Annotated in this window: 20 protein-coding genes; 17 read left to right on the forward strand and 3 right to left on the reverse strand. The window is 68.9% G+C overall.

The window, feature by feature from the left end:
* The first annotated feature begins 34 nt into the window (after positions 1-34).
* Positions 35-1,195 carry a radical SAM family heme chaperone HemW gene (gene hemW, locus ABZV91_RS16360; protein ID WP_355241743.1) on the forward strand — a complete coding sequence of 387 codons (1,161 nt, stop codon included), beginning with the start codon at positions 35-37 and terminating at the stop codon, positions 1,193-1,195.
* Positions 1,196-1,216: 21 nt separating this feature from the next.
* Here the strand turns inward: hemW and ABZV91_RS16365 are convergent, their stop codons facing one another.
* Complete coding sequence (locus tag ABZV91_RS16365; RefSeq protein ID WP_355241695.1) at positions 1,217-2,215, reverse strand: SDR family NAD(P)-dependent oxidoreductase; 999 nt, start codon at positions 2,213-2,215, stop codon at positions 1,217-1,219.
* A 484-nt stretch (positions 2,216-2,699) separates the two neighbouring features.
* On the opposite strand from ABZV91_RS16365, the gene hrcA reads away from it, so the two are divergent.
* The 8 genes from hrcA (at position 2,700) to era (ending at position 11,469) form a co-directional block, all read left to right on the forward strand.
* Positions 2,700-3,731, forward strand: coding sequence for a heat-inducible transcriptional repressor HrcA (hrcA, locus tag ABZV91_RS16370; protein WP_355241698.1), 1,032 nt, complete (start codon positions 2,700-2,702; stop codon positions 3,729-3,731).
* Between the two features lie 244 nt (positions 3,732-3,975).
* The gene (dnaJ, locus tag ABZV91_RS16375) at positions 3,976-5,133 is read left to right on the forward strand and encodes a molecular chaperone DnaJ (RefSeq protein ID WP_355241701.1); all 1,158 of its coding nucleotides are present in this window, start codon (positions 3,976-3,978) and stop codon (positions 5,131-5,133) included.
* 5 nt (positions 5,134-5,138) lie between these two features.
* Positions 5,139-5,879 carry a 16S rRNA (uracil(1498)-N(3))-methyltransferase gene (locus tag ABZV91_RS16380; RefSeq protein WP_355241704.1) on the forward strand — a complete coding sequence of 247 codons (741 nt, stop codon included), beginning with the start codon at positions 5,139-5,141 and terminating at the stop codon, positions 5,877-5,879.
* A gap of 263 nt (positions 5,880-6,142) precedes the next feature.
* Positions 6,143-8,227: a PhoH family protein gene (locus ABZV91_RS16385; RefSeq protein WP_355241746.1), complete on the forward strand. Its 2,085-nt coding sequence runs from the start codon at positions 6,143-6,145 to the stop codon at positions 8,225-8,227.
* Positions 8,228-8,321: 94 nt separating this feature from the next.
* Entirely contained in the window at positions 8,322-8,891 is a 570-nt protein-coding gene (gene ybeY / locus ABZV91_RS16390; protein ID WP_355241707.1) for an rRNA maturation RNase YbeY, read from the forward strand.
* 5 nt (positions 8,892-8,896) lie between these two features.
* Positions 8,897-10,219 carry a hemolysin family protein gene (locus ABZV91_RS16395; protein ID WP_355241749.1) on the forward strand — a complete coding sequence of 441 codons (1,323 nt, stop codon included), beginning with the start codon at positions 8,897-8,899 and terminating at the stop codon, positions 10,217-10,219.
* On the forward strand, positions 10,212-10,562 hold the full coding sequence (locus ABZV91_RS16400) for a cytidine deaminase (RefSeq protein WP_355241710.1): 351 nt from the start codon (positions 10,212-10,214) through the stop codon (positions 10,560-10,562). The genes ABZV91_RS16395 and ABZV91_RS16400 overlap by 8 nt, the downstream gene beginning before the upstream one ends.
* Entirely contained in the window at positions 10,555-11,469 is a 915-nt protein-coding gene (gene era / locus ABZV91_RS16405; protein ID WP_355241712.1) for a GTPase Era, read from the forward strand. Before ABZV91_RS16400 ends, era begins: the two co-directional genes overlap by 8 nt.
* Before the next feature lie 431 nt (positions 11,470-11,900).
* On the opposite strand, the gene ABZV91_RS16410 is transcribed toward era, so the two are convergent.
* A complete protein-coding gene (locus ABZV91_RS16410; protein WP_355241716.1) occupies positions 11,901-12,287 on the reverse strand; it encodes a hypothetical protein in 387 nt (128 codons plus the stop codon).
* On the opposite strand from ABZV91_RS16410, the gene ABZV91_RS16415 reads away from it, so the two are divergent.
* From ABZV91_RS16415 to ABZV91_RS16440, 6 genes are read left to right on the forward strand one after another with little or no spacing between them, the layout of a single operon-like run.
* Entirely contained in the window at positions 12,274-13,347 is a 1,074-nt protein-coding gene (locus ABZV91_RS16415) for an ATP-binding protein (RefSeq protein WP_355241718.1), read from the forward strand. The two genes, ABZV91_RS16410 and ABZV91_RS16415, sit on opposite strands and share 14 nt — an antisense overlap.
* 2 nt (positions 13,348-13,349) lie before the next feature.
* On the forward strand, positions 13,350-13,763 hold the full coding sequence (locus ABZV91_RS16420) for a roadblock/LC7 domain-containing protein (RefSeq protein WP_030523153.1): 414 nt from the start codon (positions 13,350-13,352) through the stop codon (positions 13,761-13,763).
* The gene (locus tag ABZV91_RS16425) at positions 13,760-14,119 is read left to right on the forward strand and encodes a DUF742 domain-containing protein (RefSeq protein ID WP_355241722.1); all 360 of its coding nucleotides are present in this window, start codon (positions 13,760-13,762) and stop codon (positions 14,117-14,119) included. The genes ABZV91_RS16420 and ABZV91_RS16425 overlap by 4 nt, the downstream gene beginning before the upstream one ends.
* 52 nt (positions 14,120-14,171) lie before the next feature.
* Positions 14,172-14,729, forward strand: coding sequence for an ATP/GTP-binding protein (locus ABZV91_RS16430; protein ID WP_355241753.1), 558 nt, complete (start codon positions 14,172-14,174; stop codon positions 14,727-14,729).
* Positions 14,726-16,009 carry a cytochrome P450 gene (locus tag ABZV91_RS16435; protein ID WP_355241725.1) on the forward strand — a complete coding sequence of 428 codons (1,284 nt, stop codon included), beginning with the start codon at positions 14,726-14,728 and terminating at the stop codon, positions 16,007-16,009. The genes ABZV91_RS16430 and ABZV91_RS16435 overlap by 4 nt, the downstream gene beginning before the upstream one ends.
* Positions 16,006-17,244 (forward strand): cytochrome P450, encoded by a 1,239-nt coding sequence (locus ABZV91_RS16440; protein WP_355241728.1) that lies wholly within the window; start codon positions 16,006-16,008, stop codon positions 17,242-17,244. The genes ABZV91_RS16435 and ABZV91_RS16440 overlap by 4 nt, the downstream gene beginning before the upstream one ends.
* 79 nt (positions 17,245-17,323) lie before the next feature.
* On the opposite strand, the gene ABZV91_RS16445 is transcribed toward ABZV91_RS16440, so the two are convergent.
* Positions 17,324-17,686 (reverse strand): hypothetical protein, encoded by a 363-nt coding sequence (locus ABZV91_RS16445; protein WP_355241759.1) that lies wholly within the window; start codon positions 17,684-17,686, stop codon positions 17,324-17,326.
* Between ABZV91_RS16445 and ABZV91_RS16450 the strand changes: the two genes are divergently transcribed.
* Both ABZV91_RS16450 and recO read left to right on the forward strand, forming a co-directional pair.
* Positions 17,642-18,271: a cupin domain-containing protein gene (locus ABZV91_RS16450; RefSeq protein WP_355241756.1), complete on the forward strand. Its 630-nt coding sequence runs from the start codon at positions 17,642-17,644 to the stop codon at positions 18,269-18,271. The two genes, ABZV91_RS16445 and ABZV91_RS16450, sit on opposite strands and share 45 nt — an antisense overlap.
* Before the next feature lie 86 nt (positions 18,272-18,357).
* Positions 18,358-19,182: a DNA repair protein RecO gene (recO, locus tag ABZV91_RS16455; protein WP_355241731.1), complete on the forward strand. Its 825-nt coding sequence runs from the start codon at positions 18,358-18,360 to the stop codon at positions 19,180-19,182.
* Positions 19,183-19,427: the final 245 nt, after the last annotated feature.

The following is a 19,427-nucleotide window of genomic DNA, read 5'->3' on the forward strand; positions in this document are numbered from 1 at the left end:
CACCACCACATCGCACACCGACGCCGCCGCTCCGGTGCTGCGTGATTTCGGCGGCGGTCCCTTCGGGATCTATGTGCACGTACCGTTCTGCGCGACCCGCTGCGGATACTGCGACTTCAACACCTACACCGCCGGTGAACTGGGCACCTCGGCCTCCACGCAGTCGTGGGCGGAGGCACTGCGTGGCGAACTGGCGACCGCCGCCCGGCAGTTCGCCGCGCTGCCCACCGCGACCCCGCCGGTGGCGACGGTCTTCGTGGGCGGCGGCACCCCCTCGCTGCTCGGCGGCGACGGTCTCGCGGCCGTGCTCGACGCGATCCGCGGGGAATTCGACCTCGCCCCGGACGCCGAGGTCACCACCGAATCCAATCCGGAATCCACCTCACCGGCGTTCTTCGACAGGATCCGGGCGGCCGGATTCACCCGGATCTCGCTCGGCATGCAATCGGCGGCCCCACATGTCCTGGCCGTGCTCGACCGCACCCACACACCCGGCCGTGCGGTCGCCGCGGCCCGGGAGGCGCGCGCGGCCGGATTCGACCACGTGAACCTCGACCTGATCTACGGCACCCCGGGCGAACGCGACAGCGATCTGGACGCCAGCCTGGACGCCGTGCTGGACGCGGGTGTCGACCATGTGTCGGCGTATTCGCTCATCGTCGAGGACGGCACCGCGCTGGCCCGTCGAGTGCGTCGCGGCGAACTGCCCGCACCCGACGACGATGTACTCGCCGCCCGCTACGAGCGGATCGACGCGCGACTGGAAGCCGCCGGGCTCACCTGGTACGAGGTGTCGAACTGGGCATCCAGCGACGCCGCGCGCTGCCGGCACAACCTCGGTTACTGGGACGGCGGCGATTGGCTCGGCGCCGGACCGGGCGCGCACAGCCATCTCGGGGGAGTGCGCTGGTGGAATGTGAAGCATCCGGCCCGCTACGCCGACCGGGTGGTTCGCGGCGGATTGCCCGCCGCGGACTGGGAGGACCTCACCGCGGCCGACCGCTACCTCGAGCGCATCATGCTCACTCTGCGCCTGCGCACCGGGCTGCCGCTGGCCGACCTGGACGCGGACGGGCGAGCCGCGGCGCAGCGTGTCGCCGCCGAAGGACTGGTCACGATCTCCGATGGGCGGTTGATCCTCACCGATCGCGGCCGGTTGCTGGCCGACGGTGTGGTCCGGGTGCTGATCCGCTGATGGGCGGACTGTGGCCGTCTATCAGGCACGATTCGGGACGGCCACGGCATACCCGATCCTGGCCTCGGTGGCGGTCCACAATCGTTCCGCGGCCCCCTGGGCGATTGCGTCGGTGATCGTCGCCGCCAGCGGGAAAGTGGCGGGCGGGCCAGCTTGTTCACGAATCGGACCGCCGGGCGCGTGGATCACCGAGGTATCGGCCTCCGGATCGGTCGCCGCCCGCAGCAGCGGCAGTGCCGCCTGCTCGATCGGATGCCCGGCCCGCACCAATCTGGCCAGGCCCAGGTACGCCCGCGCCGCCGGGGCGGGCCATTCGCGGAAGAGATTGGTGGGTGCGATTCCCGGGTGGGCCACCGTGGCGGATGCCGGCGACCCCGCCGCACGCAACCGGCGGTTCAACTCCACCGCGAACAGTGCGACGGCCAGTTTAGAATTCGAGTACGCCAGTTTGGAATAGGCAAAGCGGTCCCGGAAGCCGGTCGAGGGGGCGCCGTCTGCGCCCGGCCTCGGTGCGGCGTCGAACCAGGCGGCGGGGTCGGCGGGATCACCCCATTTATAGGCCACCGAGGTCACCATCGTCACCCTTGCGTCCGGAGTCGTGGCAAGTATCGGCAGTAGCGCCCCGGTCAGGGCGAAGGCCCCCACATAGTTCGTTGCCAGGTGCTGTTCGATACCGTCCACGCTGCGCGCGTACCGGAACGACTGCATACCTGCGGCGTTCAACAGCACATCCAATCGCTGATGCCTACTGCGGAATTCGTCGCCGGCGCGCCGTGCGGAATCGACTGCGGACAGGTCGACCAGCAGAGTCTCCACGACCCCGCCCGCGGCCTGGACCGCGGTGTCCGCAGCGAATTCCGCGGCTGTGGCAGCGAGCCGCTGCTCGTCCCGCCCCGCCAGCGTGACAGCTGCACCGGCGCGCGCCAGTAGCAGGGCTGCGTACCGGCCCAGTCCCGAGGTCGCGCCGGTGATCAGGGCGCAGCGATCGTGTAGGCCGGGGATCTCTGTGACAGACCACATTCCGGTCGCGCCTTTCTTTGAAATTGTTCTGCTGAGTGGATTGTGCGCCGCCCCGGCCGATTTGTCCTGTCGAAAGTAGTGCACGCCAGAATTTCGGTGGCGCTCTCGTATGCGGTCGTTCCGACGACCGAGGGGACCAGCTGCGCGTTGCCGATCTCCCGTGGTGTGACGCGCTGGTGGCTGGAGGTGGTGGGGCCGCGTTCATCGCGCATCCACGGTGGCGACCCCGAGGGCACTGCTCGTACGTTCGACCTGTCGAGTCCATCGGCGGTTACCCCGGGACGGATCATCGACTGCGCCGCGGCCCCTCTGGGTATCGTGATTGTGCGAATCCGGCGTCGACATGCGTGCTGCCACGGGCGCCGGATCAGTCGGCGAGCGCAATTACACTGAGTGAGGAACCCGGTGGTAGGTGCGTCGGGTTCGCTGGACGCGGTGCGCCGGACGACCACATCGACGCGCGGCAAGGTTAGGAGGTGGGGTCATGTCGAGCACCGAGGATCGGCGCTTCGAGGTCCTGCGAGCGATCGTCGCCGACTATGTCTCCACCAAGGAGCCCATCGGTTCGAAAACTCTGGTCGAACGGCACAACCTGGGTGTATCCAGCGCGACGGTGCGCAACGATATGGCGGTTCTGGAAGCCGAGGGTTACATCACCCAGCCCCATACGAGTTCCGGCCGCATCCCCACCGACAAGGGCTACCGCCAGTTCGTGGACCGGATCGCCGAGGTCAAACCGCTGTCGGTGGCCGAACGCAAAGCAATCATGCAATTCCTCGAATCGGGGGTGGACCTCGACGATGTGCTGCGCCGCGGTGTCCGCCTGCTCGCCCAGCTCACCCGCCAGGTCGCCGTTGTGCAGTACCCGACGGTGTCCGCCTCGGCCGTGCGCCACCTGGAAGTGGTAGCCCTCAATCCCGCCCGGCTCCTGCTGGTGGTGATCACCGACACCGGTCGCGTCGACCAGCGCATCGTCGAGCTCGGCACCGTCGTCGACGACGAGGACCTGGCCGCCCTGCGCGGCATGCTCGGCGCGGCCATGGACGGCAAACGCCTCGCCGCGGCCTCCGCCGCGGTCGCCGAACTGCCCGAGCAGGCGCCGCCCAAGCTCCGCGACGTGTTGATCAAGGTTTCCACGGTCATGGTCGAGACGCTGGTCGAACATCCCGAGGAACGCCTGGTCCTGGGCGGGACGGCCAACCTCACCCGCAATGCCGGTGACTTCGGCATCCACGGCTCCCTGCGTAAGGTGCTCGAAGCGCTGGAGGAGCAGGTCGTGGTCCTCAAGCTGCTGGCCGCCGCCCAGCAGCCGGGGATGGTGACGGTGCGGATCGGTGAGGAGACCCAGGTCGAGGAGATGCGCGGCACCTCCGTCGTGACCACCGGCTACGGTGCCGCCGGCGCGGTCCTCGGCGGTATGGGAGTCCTGGGCCCGACCCGGATGGACTATCCGGGCACCATCGCCTCGGTCGCGGCGGTCGCCCGCTACATCGGTGAGGTTCTGGCCGAACGATAGGAAGACTCGGCACCGGGGTGCTTGCGCGACAGGGCGCGGCCGGTGGTTCGGCTGTCGGGAGCGCGGGCTTGCCCGCCGCGGAAGGGGGCTTGGTGGCGCGCTGTTAGGCTCGTGTTCTCCGCCGAGATAAAGTTGAGTCGACCCGACTAAGCTCACGGGCGGGCGGCTCAATCCATCAGGAGCCACGCGGCCGGCCGTGTGAAGCCGGAGCCGTGGACAGCGACCAAGGACTAAGAGAACTCAAGTGGCACGGGACTACTACGGATTGCTCGGTGTAGGCAGAGACGCCTCCGACCAAGAGCTCAAACGCGCGTATCGCAAACTGGCTCGCGAACTGCATCCCGATGTGAACCCGGACGAAGCGGCGCAGACCCGGTTCAAAGAGGTCTCCGCGGCGTACGAGGTGCTGTCGGATCCGGAGAAGCGTCGCATCGTCGATATGGGCGGTGACCCGCTGGACGCCGGTGGCGGCGCCGGCGGTTTCAGCGGTGCCGGTTTCGGTGGCCTGGGCGATGTGTTCGAAGCGTTCTTCGGCGGAATGAGCGGCGGCGGTGGTGCCGGCACCCGCAAACCGCGTGGGCGGGTGCAGCCGGGCGCGGATTCGCTGGTGCGGACCCGGTTGAGCCTGGCCGAGTGCGCGGTGGGGGTCACCAAGCATCTGACCGTCGACACCGCCATCCTGTGCGACCTGTGCCAGGGCGCCGGGACGAACGGCAATTCCAGCCCCGTCCGTTGTGAGACCTGCGGCGGTGCCGGTGAGGTGCAGTCGGTGCAGCGGTCGTTCCTCGGCCAGGTACTCACCTCGCGTCCCTGCCCGACCTGCCGCGGTGCCGGCGAGACCATCCCGGATCCCTGCCACAAATGCGGCGGTGACGGCCGGGTGCGGGCGCGCCGGGAGATCGCGGCCCCGATCCCGGCCGGTGTGGCCAACGGGATGCGGGTGCGCCTGGCCGCGCAGGGCGAGGTCGGCCCCGGTGGCGGGCACGCCGGCGACCTGTACGTGGAGATCGTGGAACAGCCGCACGACGTGTTCGTGCGCGACGGCGACGACCTGCACTGCACCGTCCGGGTCCCGATGGTGGACGCGGCGCTGGGCACCACGGTGGTGATCGACACCATCATGGACGGCCCCACCGAGCTGACCATCGGTCCCGGCACCCAACCCGGGGAGATCTCGGTGCTGCGCGGACACGGTATGCCGCGGCTGCGCTCCAGTGCCCGCGGTGACCTGATGGCGCACCTGGACATCGTCGTGCCGACCAAGCTGGACGGTAAGCAGACCGATCTGCTGCGCAAGTACAAGGGTTTGCGGGCCAAGGACAAGGCCGAGGTGATGTCGGCGCAGTCCGAGCACAACAGCGGCCTGTTCGCCCGGTTGCGCGCGTCGTTCAGCGGACGCTGACTCCGATGGCCGCGACGGTCTTCTACCTGGACGAGATTCCGGAACCGGGCGCTGTCGCGGTGCTCGACGGCGCCGAGGGCCGCCACGCGGCCACGGTGCGCCGGATCCGGGCCGGCGAACCCGTCACGCTCTCCGACGGCCGGGGTGTGCTGGCCGATTCGGAAGTCGTCGCCGCGCAGAAGGACCGGCTGGAACTGCTGGTCCAGGATCGCCGCCGCGCCGAGCCGGCCTCGCCGGCGGTCACCGTGGTGCAGGCATTGCCGAAATCCGAGCGTTCGGAGCTGGCCGTCGAGCTGATGACCGAGGCCGGGGCGGATGTGGTGGTGCCGTGGCAGGCCGCCCGCTGTGTCTCGAACTGGGAGGCCAAAGCGGACAAGGGCGTGGCCAAATGGCGGTCGGCGGCGAAGGCCGCGGCCCGGCAGTCCCGCCGCGCCTACATCCCCGAGGTCACCGCCCTGCACCGGACACCGGATGTGGTGGACGCCGTCCGCACGGCGACGGCGCAGGGTGCGGTGGTGGCGGCCCTGCACGAATCGGGTACGAGCGCCTTCACCGAGCTGCCGTGGCACAGCGCCGCGGCGGTCACGTTGATCGTCGGCCCCGAGGGCGGCCTCGACGACGCCGAACTGACCGTGCTGGCCGCGGCGGGGGCCGAAGTGGTCCGGCTCGGGCCCACCGTGCTGCGCACTTCGACGGCCGCCGCGGTGGCGCTCGGGGCGCTGGGGGCGCTCACTCCACGATGGTGACCGCCGGGTGAACAGCCGGCCTCAGCGGTCCGTGGCGCCGTGGTCGGCGGGAATTCCACTGGGACCTGTCGGGGCCGGGAGTTAGACTCGTGCCAGCGACAGCGTTCGCACCCCTCTCCACCAGCGGCGCATCACCGCAGCTCCGAGACCGGAAAGCAGGCCATAGCGACTACGTGCGATCACAAGGCGATAGCGGCGACCAGAATCCCACCGCGGCCGAGAACGGCGCCTCGGCGCCCGCGGCACGCACCGTCCGTTCCAGTATCGAGCTCGCGCCCGAATCGGTTTTCCCCTTCCTCGGCTCCGCGGACGAAAATCTCCGGGAACTCGAAGATCTGCTCGTCGCGGATATCCATGTGCGCGGCAATGTGGTCACGCTCACCGGTCCGGCGGCCGATGTGGCCCTGGCCGAGCGGGTCGTCGAGCAGTTGGTCGCGCTGACCGGACGCAACCGGGTGATCACGCCCGAAGCGGTGCGGCATACGGTGTCGATGCTCACCGAGGGCAGTTCCGAATCGCCCGCCGAGGTGCTCAGCCTGGACATCCTGTCCCGTCGTGGGAAGACGATCCGCCCGAAAACGCTGAACCAGAAGCGTTATGTCGACGCGATCGACGAGAGCACGATCGTCTTCGGTATCGGCCCGGCCGGTACCGGGAAGACCTACCTGGCCATGGCCAAAGCGGTCCAGGCGTTGCAGAGCAAGCAGGTCAATCGCATCATTCTCACCCGTCCCGCGGTCGAGGCCGGGGAGCGGCTCGGCTTCCTGCCGGGCACGCTGAACGAGAAGATCGACCCGTATCTGCGCCCGCTCTACGACGCGCTGCACGACATGATGGACCCGGAAGCCATCCCCAAGCTGATGGCGGCCGGCGTGATCGAGGTCGCGCCCCTGGCATACATGCGCGGTCGCGCGCAGCCGCTGTTCACCAAGGTCCTCACTCCGGACGGTTTCCGCCCGATCGGTGACCTACTGGTCGGGGACCTGGTGATCGGTTCGGACGGTCGTCCGACTCCGGTTCTCGGGGTCTACCCGCAGGGCCCGAAGGAGATCTATCGCGTCCACACCCAGGACGGCGCGTCCACGCTCGCCTCCGCGGATCACCTGTGGTCGGTCTACACCCGGAGCGATCGCCGTCGGAACAAGCCACCACGCGTGCTCGAGACCAGAGAAATGGTCGGAAACCTGCGCGCGGCGCATTATCACCGTTACGAACTGCCGCTGCTGAGCGAGCCGGTCTGCCTTCCGTCGCGTCCGGTACCGATGGACGCCTATGCGCTCGGGCTCCTGCTCGGCGACGGCTGCCTCACCGGGAGCACGACGCCCGCCTTCTCGGCCGAAGACCCCGAGCTCGTCGGGATGCCGGTGGAAGCTGTACCCGGCATCGCGGTACGGCGTACTTCGCGGGTCGATCACGTATTGAAGCGGGAACGGCAGCCGGGTGAAGTGGTGACGCTCGAGAACCCGATCACCGGGGTCGCCCGTCGGCTCGGGCTCGCGGGCACCCGCTCGAACACGAAGTTCGTGCCCGAGCTCTATCTCTACAACGACGCCTCGGTGCGGCTCGCCGTGTTGCAGGGCCTTCTCGATTCCGACGGCGGACCCGTCGTGCAGGAAGGCCGTACCTGCCGGATCCAGTTCACCACTGTCTCGGATCGACTTCGCGACGACATCGTGTTCCTGGTGCGGTCACTGGGTGGCGTCGCCTACACGCGGACAAGGCCCGCCGCCGGGCGCAAGCCAGGACGAGCCAACAGCCGCCCGGTGCTCTACCGCCACAACGCCCACATTGTCGATATCCGCCTGCCCGCCGGAATCGAACCCTTCCGGCTCGCTCGTAAGGCCGCGAAGTACTCGGCCGGTGGAGGCCGGCCCATGCGGTTCATCGATCGGATCGAGCCCGCCGGTACGGAGGAGGCGGTCTGCATCCAAGTCGCCGCGCAGGACTCGCTGTACGTGACCGAGGATTTCCTGCTCACCCACAACACGCTCAATGATTCGTTCATCATTCTGGACGAGGCACAGAACACGACCGCCGAGCAGATGAAGATGTTCCTCACCCGGCTCGGGTTCGGGTCGAAGATCGTGGTGACCGGTGACGTGACCCAGGTGGATCTGCCGCACGGCTCCCGGTCCGGTCTGCGGGCGGCCACCGAGATACTCGGCGATATCGAGGACATCCATTTCGCCCAGCTCACCAGCAGTGATGTGGTGCGCCACCGGTTGGTCTCCGATATCGTCGACGCCTACGAGAAGTTCGAGGCCGAAACCCGGCCGCCGGTGGGTCCGCCGCATATGTCGGGGAACCGGGCGCAGCGGCGGGCAGCGGGTCGTACGGCGCGGCGGTAGACGTCCGTACCTCCCGCGTCAGCACCTCCGCAGCGACTCGGCCGTGCGGGAGTGCGAATGGGCCGGCCCCGGCCGTACCCATTAGGCTGACCAGGTGAGTATCGAGATCGCCAACGAGTCGGGTATGGAAGTGCCCGAAGAAGACCTGGTGGGCGTCGCCCGGTTCGTGATCGACCGGATGGATGTGCACCCGGCCGCCGAACTGTCCATGGTGCTGGTGGATCTCGACACCATGGCCGACCTGCACATGCGCTGGATGGACCTGCCCGGCCCCACCGATGTGATGTCCTTCCCGATGGACGAACTCGAACCGGGTGGCCGGCCGGACAGTCCCGAGCCCGGCCCATCGATGCTGGGCGATATCGTGCTGTGCCCGGAATTCGCCCTGGACCAGGCCGCCAAGGCCGGTCATTCCCTCGATCACGAACTCGCCCTGCTCACGGTGCACGGGGTGCTGCATCTGCTCGGTTACGACCATGCGGAGCCGGCCGAGGAGAAGGAGATGTTCGAACTCCAGGGCCGGCTGCTCGAGCAGTGGTACGAGGAGTTGCGGGAGGCGCAGCGAAGGGCCGAACTGGCCGCCCGGGACGCCCGGCTGCTGGGCAAGACGGGATTCGCGGCTCCGGAGGGCGACCAGTCGTGGCCGGGTGACGCGCACGCGTGAACGCAATGACCCTGCTGCTGGTCGCCGTCTTGCTCGCTGCCGTGGGTGGTGTCTTCGCCGCGGTGGATTCGGCCCTGAACACGTTGTCCCCGGCCCGGCTCGACGATATGGCGCGCAGCGACCGCCCGGGGGCGGTGCGGTTGGGCCGGATCGTGGACGACCGGCCCCGCTACGTCAACCTCATGGTGCTGTTGCGCATTCTGTGCGAGATCACCGCCACCGTGCTGCTCGCCGCCGCGCTGAGCAGTTTCCTGGACAGCGGGTGGGCGCTGCTGGTGACCGCGGTGGTGATGGTGCTGGTCTCCTATGTGGTGATCGGTGTGGGACCACGCACCCTGGGGCGTCAGCACGCGTACACGATCTCGCTCGCGGCGGGGTTGCCGCTGCAGTTCATCGGCGCCCTGCTGGGGCCGGTGAGCCGGTTGCTGATCCTGCTCGGTAACGCGATCACACCGGGTAAGGGCTTCCGCAACGGCCCGTTCGCCTCGGAGATCGAATTGCGTGAAGTGGTCGATATGGCGCGGGAACGCGGTGTGGTCGCCGACGACGAGCGCCGGATGATCCAGTCGGTGTTCGAGCTCGGCGACACCGCGGCGCGTGCCGTGATGGTGCCGCGGACCGAGATGGTGTGGATCGAGGCAGATAAATCAGTGGCGCAGGCGATGTCGCTGGCCGTGCGCAGCGGACACTCGCGGATTCCGGTGATCGGGGAGAACGTCGACGATATCCTCGGCGTCGTCTACCTGAAGGACCTGGTGCCCTACGCCGATCGAGGGCGCAGTGTCCGGGTGCGTGAGGTCATGCGGGACGCGGTGTTCATGCCCGACTCCAAACCGCTCGACGATCTGCTCGACGAGATGCAGCGGCGGCGCAACCATATGGCGCTGCTGGTCGACGAGTACGGCGGTATCGCCGGTCTGGTGACCATCGAGGACGTGCTCGAGGAGATCGTCGGGGAGATCGCGGACGAATACGACACCGACGAGACGCCCCCGATCGAGGAGCTCGAGCCGGGCCGGTTCCGGGTGTCGGCGCGGTTGTCGATCGCCGATCTGGGCGAACTGTACGGGTTGCCGATCGACGAGGAGGAAGTCGACACCGTCGGTGGGCTGCTCGCGCACGAATTGGGCCGGGTGCCGCTACCGGGCGCCGAGGTCGTCGCGCACGGCCTGGAACTGCGTGGTGAGGGTGGCGCCGACGCGCGCGGGCGGGTCCGGGTGCACACCGTGGTGGTGGGCCGGGCGCCCGAGCAGAATACGGAGACCGATCCGGGACCGGTGCGCGAGAACGCGTCCGCCCGATACGACGAGGGAGCAGCCGATGAGTGAACTGGATGCCGAGGACAACAAGTTGCTGGTGCTCGCCCGGGGTGCGCTCGGTCGTACCGGCGGCGCGGCGGGCGCGGCGATCCGCGATACCGACGGCCGCACCTACGCGGCCGGAGAGGTGGGGTTGCAGGCGCTGCGGCTGACGGCCCTGCAGTCCGCGGTGGCGGCCGCGATCTCCAGTGGGGCGGAGGGGTTCGAGGCCGCCGTGGTGATCGGCGGGAAGTTCGCGGATGCCGGGGTGGCCGCGGTCCGTGAGGTCTCCGCCGGAGCGAAGATCATTTTCGCCGACGCCTCGGGCGCGGTGTTCGATATCGCCGAGGGCTATGAGGCGACCGATGCCTGAACCCACCGAGGGTGAGTTCCGTTCCGGGTTCGTCTGTTTCGTCGGCCGGCCCAATACCGGTAAGTCGACGCTGACCAACGCGCTGGTGGGCGCGAAGATCGCGATCACCAGCTCGCGTCCGCAGACCACCCGGCACACGATCCGCGGCATCGTGCACCGGGCGCACACCCAGCTGATCCTGGTCGACACTCCCGGGCTGCATCGTCCCCGGACGCTGCTCGGCCAGCGGCTCAACGATCTGGTGCGCGATACCTACTCCGAGGTCGACGTGATCGCGCTGTGCATCCCCGCGGACGAGAAGATCGGCCCGGGGGACCGCTGGATCGTGCAGCAGGTGCGGCAGATGGCGCCGAAGACCACGCTGCTCGGCGTGGTCACCAAGATCGACAAGGTGGGCAAGGACCAGATCGCGCGCCAGTTGATGGCGGTATCGGAGCTGCTCGGGCCCGAAACCGATGTGGTGCCGGTATCGGCTGCCAAGGGGGAACAGGTCGAGGTCCTGGTCGACGTGATCGCCTCCCGGATGCCGCCGGGTCCGGCGTTCTATCCCGACGGCGAACTCACCGACGAGCCCGAGGAAACCCTGATGGCCGAACTCATAAGGGAGGCGGCGCTGGAGGGGGTCCGCGACGAACTGCCGCATTCGCTGGCCGTGGTGATCGAGGAGATCCTGCCGCGCGAGGAGAACGAGGACCTGCTCGACGTGCATGCCCTGCTGTACGTCGAGCGGCCGAGTCAGAAGGCGATCATCATCGGCAAAGGGGGCGCCCGGCTCAAAGAGGTCGGGACCAACGCGCGCAAGCAGATCGAGCACATTCTCGGCAGCCGCATCTACCTGCATCTGCATGTGAAGGTCGCCAAGGACTGGCAACGCGACCCGAAGCAGCTGGGCAAACTCGGGTTCTGAAGGAACACGAAGAGAGCTCATCGACCCGGACGGGATGATGCGAGTCGGATTCGAGGATCCATACCGGAATTTCTACCTGGTGAGCGCGTGCGGGGTATCCAGGGCCGGGATCTTGTCCCACAGACGGTGGCCGGAGATACCTTTCCGACGGCCGCCGGGCCCACGAATCGCGACCGGTTCCGGGCATCGAGAGTTAGCTGAGGTTTAGCTTCCCATGGGTGGCGGAGGTTGGTATAGGCCGATATGCTTCGGCCTATACCCGAATGCGCCGCAATGAAACCATTTTTCGTTCGGCGATTCGGTAACGGGCACGATGTGGTGCCGCATGCGGGCTCGGCTTTGGGTCGGCAGGACCAAGCGCGACCGGGGGGACCCGACAGATGTACGAATCAGCGCCGGCGGCCTCGGCGGTGCCGGCGGGCCGGAAGCAGTTACTGGCTCCGGTGCTGGCCCTGGGGATCTCGGTCACTCTGGGTATCGGGCTGCTGGCCGCCGCCATACTGTCGGTCGCACCGGCGGACCGGACGGTCACCGCCGTCTGGGTCTCGATCGCCGTGGTGGCGGCGTGTACGGCCGTCGCCACCGCCGTCTACTTCCGCGGCCTGATCACCGCCGAGCAGCGCCGCGCCGCCGAAGCGCTGGACCTGCTCGCGCGGAGCGAGCAGCGGGCCGCGGCCGCCGAACAGGCGGTGGCGGCGGAGAAAGAGGTCAGCGCGACCAGCGAACGCCGTCGGCTGGCGGCCATCGCGGCGCTGGCGAACGCGGCCGGCCGGATGCAGGCCATGGGCCGGCCGGATGCAGGCCATGACCACCAGCATGCTGGCGAATCTGCAGGAGCTGGAACACCGGTACGCCGATCAGGCAGTGCTCACCGATCTGCTGAAAATGGATCACGCCATCGCCCAGGCCGGCCGGCTCGCCGACAGTATCGCCATTCTCAGCGGTGCCCGCACCGGCCGGCGCTGGGCCAAACCGATCGTCATGGAACGTATTCTGCGGGCCGCGATCGGCCGGGTCGACGGATATCAGCGGGTGCGGCTGCGGGCGATCGCCGATATCGCCATCGCCGGGCACGCGGCCGAGGGCGTGATCCACGCACTGTCCGAACTCGTCGACAACGCCTGCCGGTTCTCCCCGCCCACCACCGAGGTGCACATCTACGCCGCGGAGATCCCGGCCGGCCTGGTGGTGACCATCGAGGACAGCGGCCTGGTGATGAGCGAATCATCGCTGCAGCGCGCGCAGCTCACCGTCGCCGGCGCCGAGGGAGGCGCGGCCGAGGGGCTCTCCTCGCTCAACGGTACCCGATTCGGCCTCGCTGTCGTGGGGCGGCTGGCGCGCAAACACGGACTCACCGTCAGCTACCGGCCCTCCGCGATCGGCGGGACCGCGGCCGTCGTGATGATCCCGCGCGAACTCACCGTCCGGATCGAACCGCCCGCCACCCCGGCTTTGCCGACCGGCCGTTCGGCTGGTCAGGCCACACTCCCGCCCGGCGCCGGGGACGCACCCGATACCGGTCCGTTCGCCGTGGTGCCGGAGACCGGCGCGCGGTTCCGTGCCGCACCGGCGGAAGCCGCCGCGGCCGAGACCGGAGCCACCACCACCAGCGTCCTGCCCAAGCGGCGCCGGGGCAGCACCCTGGCCGCCGCGCATCCGGGAGGTCTGCCCGATCCCGAGTCCTCGGCAGGCGCCGCGCACGATCCGGCGCCGAAACACCGGTCGTCGGCGTCGTCGCTGGGTGCCTTCCAGCGGGCGGTCACCGGCCGTGCCGGAGAGGACGCCCAGCCGTTCGGCGGACCGATCCAGTCGCCCGGCAACGGCGCCGCGCGACCGTCCCGTCACTCCATGACCACCGACCGGGAGAACGATCGATGACGATGACATCGGATCCAGCGCAACTGGACTGGCTGTTGCAGCGGCTGCTGAGCGAAACCGCCGGGGCGCGGCACGCGGTGCTGCTGGCCGCGGACGGTATCCAGATGTGCCATACCGCGGGACTGTCCATGGACCAGGCCGACCGGCTCGCCGCGATCGCCTCGGGTGTGCAGGCGCTGGCGGGTAGCGCCTCGGCCGAGTTCGGGAACGGCCGCGGCGGCGTCCGCCAGTCGATGACCGAGTTCTACGGCGGCATCCTGTTCATCGTCGGCGCGGGCGCGGGCGCCCAGATCGCGGTGCTGGCCGACGACGACGCCGACGCCGGTCTGGTCGGCGCCCAGATGGCCGCGCTGATCGAGCAGGTCGGGGAGTATCTGTCCGCACCGCCGCGAGGGAGCCGAGCGAGGCTGCTGTGAACCGCCCCGGACGCGACGACGAACCCGACCGTTTCTACACGCTCACCGGTGGTCGCGCCGCCCCCACCACCGACGAATTCGATCCGGTGACCCTGGTGGTCAGTGAATGCGCGCCCGCTCCGGCCATGCAGTACGAACACGCGGCGATCCTGTCCATGTGCCTGCAGCCCACCGCGGTGGTGGAGATCGCGGCCGAGCTGCGGCTGCCGATCGGCATCGCGACGGTTCTGGTCGCGGACCTGTTGCACGCAGGCAAAGTCACCGTTCGCCACCCCGAACTCGATACGGGCCCTTACGGTGACACGTTCGATATCGACATGCTCGAGAAGGTGCTAGTTGGACTCCGTAGCCTATGACGACCGCCCCACGCGCGCCCGGGCGCCACTGAGCAGTTCGGTGCGGCACGCCCTGAAGATCGTCGTCGTCGGCGGTTTCGGGGTCGGTAAGACGACCATGGTCCGCGCGGTGAGCGAGATCCAGCCGCTGGACACCGAGGCGGTGATGACCAACGCCGGTGTCGGAGTGGACGACCTGTCCGGGGTGACCGGGAAATCGACGACCACTGTCGCCTTCGACTTCGGCCGGATCAGCCTCACCGACGAATACGTGCTGTACGTCTTCGGCGCGCCCGGTCAGGAGCGGTTCTGGTTCCTGTGGGACCGGTTGTTCACCGGGACCCTGGGCGCGGTGGTGCTCGTCGATCCGCGCCGGATCAGCGATTCCTGGTACGCGATCGACCGGTTGGAATACCAGGGCACTCCGTTCGTGGTGGCCTGCAACTCCTTCGAGCCGATTCCCCCGGCGCTGGACGAGGTCCGCGACGCCCTCGACCTCGATCCGCATGTGCCGCTGTTCGCCTGTGACGCGCGCTCGCGAGCGTCGAGCAAACAGGTGCTGATCGGTCTCGTCGAACACCTCATCGAGCGGCAGGCCCCGACCGCGCCCACAGTGGAGGCCCGATCGTGACCCGCCTGGACTACACCACCGGAATGTCGCCGGGCGGTTGCCCGGTCGCCCCGAGCGGCGCGGTGACGCTGGACGGTCCCGGTTTCCATGCCGACCCCGCCCTGCTCTACACGCGGATGCGGTCCGAGTATGGGCCGGTCGTCGCGGTGGAACTCATCGGCGGTATCCCGGCCTGGCTGGTGATCGGCTATCGGGAACTGCATCAGGTCACCACGGACGGGCTGCTGTTCCCGCGGGATTCGAGCCTGTGGAACCAGTGGCCGCTGATCACACCGGATTGGCCGCTGCTGCCCATGGTCGGCCGGCCGCAGCCGGGGATCTATTTCACCGCCGGTGCCGCGCACGCCCGGCATGTGAGCCTGGTGGAACCGGCCCTGGAATCGGTGGACCCGTTCGCCTTGCGCACCGCCTGCGAACAACTCGCCGACGGGTTGATCGACCGGTTCTGCGGTCGCGGCTACGCGGATGTGGTCACCGAATTCGCCGAGCTGCTCCCGGTGCTGACGCTGGCGTGGATCATGGGCGTGCCGGAATCCGACGGCCCTTATCTGGCACAGACCATGCAGACCCTGTGCGACGGCGGCCCGGAAGCGCCCGCGGCCTATCAGCGGTTCGTCGAGTACATGCAGAAACTGCTGATCCAGAAGAAGACCGCACCCGGGCAGGACCTGGTGTCGCGGATGCTGGCACATCGCGAACCGTTCGCCGACGAGGAATACGTCCTGAACATGCAGTCGGTGATGGCCGCGGGTCATCTGCCGACCGCCGACTGGATCGGTAATTCGATCCGGCTCATGCTCGTCGACGACCGGTTCGCCGCCGCGTTCGGCGCCGCCCGGCACAGTATCGGCCAGGCCATGACCGAGGTGTTGTGGGAGGACACCCCCACCCAGATCCTGGCCGGCCGCTGGGTATCGCGCGATACCCGGCTCGGTGAAGCCCTGGTGCGCCGTGGCGATATGTTGCTGCTGGGTCTGGCGGCCGCGAACGCGGATCCGCATATCCGCCAGTACTCCGGTGACGGCGCCGAACCCGCCCACTCCGGCAATGCCGCGCATTTCGCCTTCGGCCACGGCGAATACCGCTGCCCCTATCCAGCGCAGCAGATCGCCGAGATCATCGCGCGGACCGGAATCGAGGTGCTGCTCGACCGGCTGCCCGATCTGGATCTCGCGGTCCCGGCCGAGGCGCTGGCCCGGCGGCCCTCGCCCTTCCTGCGCGGATTCACCGCGCTACCGGTCGATTTCACCCCTGTTCCAGCCGTTGGAGGTGGCTCTTGAGCCAGCAATGTCCGCGCAGCGCGGCCCTGACAATCGACCCGATGGTCGCCGATCTCGCGGGGGAGACCCGCACCTTGACCGAGGGTCCGGCGCTCACCAGGATCGACCTGCTCGGTGCGCCGGTCTGGACCGTCACCCGGCACAATCTGGCCCGGCAACTGCTCACCGACACCCGCCTGGTGAAGGACCACACGCAGTGGAATCTGTGGCGATCCGGCGCGGTGACCCGCGAATGGCCGTTGATCGGCATGATCGACGCCGGACGTTCCATGTTCACCGTGGACGGCGCCGAACACCGCCGGTTGCGGATCAAGACCACCCGGGCCCTGGCGCCGCGCCGGCTGGGCGAGCTGCGACCGAAGATCGAACAGTTCACCGCCGAACTCCTCGACGATCTGGCCGCCGCGGGCGCCGGGAACGATATCGTCGATCTCAAGCAGGTCTTCGCCTATCCGCTGCCGATGCGGGTGGTCAGTGAGCTGATGGGGGTACCGCGCTCGGATCACACCATGCTGCTGGAGTCCTACAAGGCCTTCTTCTCCCTGTTGACCCCGCACGAGGAGCGGATGCGGGTCTTCGCCGAACTCGACGACTATTACACCGGCCTGATCAAGGAGAAAAGCGCCCGGCCGGCCGACGATCTGACCTCCGATTTCATCCATGACGTCGCCGAGGGCGAGACCCCACTCACCGAAGCGGAGGTCCACGGCAACCTGAAGGCGCTCGTGGCCGCCGGGCACGAGACCACGGTCAGCCTGATCATCACCACCGTCCGTGCCCTGCTCGGTCACCCGGAACAGCTGGCGGCGATCCGGTCCGGCGACCGCACCTGGGAGGAAGCGATCGAGGAGACGTTGCGCTGGGACGGTCCGGTCATCCACCTGCTGATGCGTTTCGCCACCGAGGACATCACCGTCGACGACTTCACCATCGCGAAAGGTGACGGTGTCGTCATGTCCTATCGCGCCATCGGCCGGGATCGATCGGTGCACGGCGAGGACGCCGACATCTACGACATCACCCGCCCCACCGCCAACCGCAACATCTCGTTCGGCTACGGCCCGCACATCTGCCCCGGCGCGGCCCTGGCCCGGCTCGAGGCGTCCATCGCCGTACCCGCGGTGTTCGACCGGTTCCCGGACCTGCAGTGCGCCATGCCGCTGAGTGAGATCGGCAACCTGCCCGTTCTCACCCAGAACGATCCGGCGGCCTTCCCCATCCGACTGGGGAACTAGAACGCCGGCCGCCGGCCACCGGGCCTCGATCCCGAACTGCTCGAGTGCGAGCGTGACGCCGAGTGGTGCCGCGGCTCGGTCAGGTATTCGTGGTCCGGTGGAGCGCGTCGAGCAGATGGCGCAGGGCCGGCCCCGGTGGTCCGGGCGCGACGGCCAGCGATGTCGTCACCGATAGATCGGTGAGGGGCCGGATCGCTACCCGGTGGACGGTCGGCAGCGAGGCCACCTCGTAGAACACCGTCCAGGACGGTGGACCCGCGGCGATACCGGCGAGGGTCTGCTGCAGGGTGGTGAACGGCGGGCCCACGGGTGGGTCGATTCCCGCGGCCGCGCACGCTTCGGTGACCAGATCGTGAAAAGGCGGGTTGGCCTCCCGCGCGGCCAGGCGCAGCGGGAGGTGCCCGGGCCCACCGCGCCTCCATTGATCTGGATCCGTGATCACTGCCCGGCGCAACTGCGTCTGGTTCGCGCTTTCTTCCCGCTGTGCACTGGGAGCAACAGTGAACGAAGGAGACGAGATGCCGTACCGCACCCCCGACGCCCTGGTCGTACCGGCCGCGACCGCGGAAGTCGTGGACCTACCCCACGGCGGGGCCTTCCATCTGCTCGCGGATGCCGCGGACACCGGCGGCGCACTGGGCGCGAACCGGCTCGCTCTCGGCGCCGGCGCGGACGGGCGGCGCCGCACTACCACGTGCCGTCCACGGAGCTGTTCTACATGCTCACCGGTATCGCGGAATTCTTCCTCGACGGCGCTCCGGCAACTGTTCCCGCGGGCAGTCTCGTCGTAATCCCGCCGGGTATGCCGCACGCGTTCGGTGCCGCACCCGGATCGCCGGTCGATCTCCTCATCGTCCTCACCCCCGGTGTCCAGCGTTTCGACTACTTCCGTCATCTCGGCCGGATCCAGCGCGGACACGCGGACTTCGACATTCTGCTACCGGAACAACAGCGCTACGACGTCCACTTCCTGCCCGCGACGACCTGGCGCCGCCGGGTCGCGCGTACTCCGAAAGCGCCCGCGTAGCCGGCCGGCGCCGGGCTCACGGCGTGGGCGCGGCCGAGCCGGGACGGCGGCAGACGACGAGATCGGACACGTGCAAGACTGGTCGCGTGCGTTTGTACCGTGACCATGCCGTCGTACTGCGCCAGCACAAGCTGGGCGAGGCCGACCGTATCGTCACGCTGCTCACCCGGCAGTACGGTCTCGTGCGCGCCGTGGCCAAAGGGGTGCGCCGCACCAAATCGAAGTTCGGGGCACGGCTCGAGCCGTTCGCCTATATCGACGTGCAACTCCATCCCGGCCGCAGCCTCGACATCGTGACCCAGGTGCACACCGTCGAAGCCAACGCGTCCGCCATAATCGCCGACTACGGCCGCTACACCACCGCCTGCGCCGTGCTGGAGACCGCCGAACGCCTGGCCGGTGAGGAACGTGCCCCCGTCCCCCGCCTGCACACCCTCACCGCGGGCGCGCTGCGCGCGATCGCCGAGGGGCAGCGGCCCCACGAATTGATCCTCGACGCCTTCCTGCTGCGCGCCATGGACTACGCCGGCTGGGCCCCCGCCGTCGACGAATGCGCCCGCTGCGCCACCCCCGGCCCCCATCGCGCGTTCCATGTGGGCGCCGGGGGAGCGGTCTGCGTCCACTGCCGCCCACCCGGCGCCGTCACCCCCGCCCCCGCGGTCTTCGACCAGCTGCTGGCACTGCGCCACGGCCGCTGGGACCGCGTCGAAACGATCCCCGAATCGGCCCGGCGGCAGGCCAGCGGACTGATCGCGGCCCACCTGCAATGGCATCTGGAACACAAACTGCGCACCCTCCCGCTGGTGGAGCGCAGCGGCGGAAGCCCGCGCCCCGGAGTACCGGCGAACACCGACGAAGAACTGCGCGGCGCAGACCGGGTCGCCGGTGCGGCGGGACCGGGCAGCCGTTGAGACCGGCCGCCCCACCCGGGTGACTCCGGAATACCTGGAGAGAAGGGCGCCTCCACGCCCGACAGTCCACACGCGGATCCGGCCATCGATGCCGACGCAACCCAGTGCGTCGAGTTCGGCGAGACACCTGCAAGGGTTGAGGCCCGTCTCGCCGTTTCGGCCTCGAAAGCGTCCGCGCGAAGCGCAAGTCTCGAGGCCGAAAACGCGGGACCAACGGGGCGCAAACCCCCCCCCCCCCCCGCCCG

The organism is Nocardia sp. NPDC004568, assembly GCF_040609955.1.
Taxonomy (GTDB): domain Bacteria; phylum Actinomycetota; class Actinomycetes; order Mycobacteriales; family Mycobacteriaceae; genus Nocardia.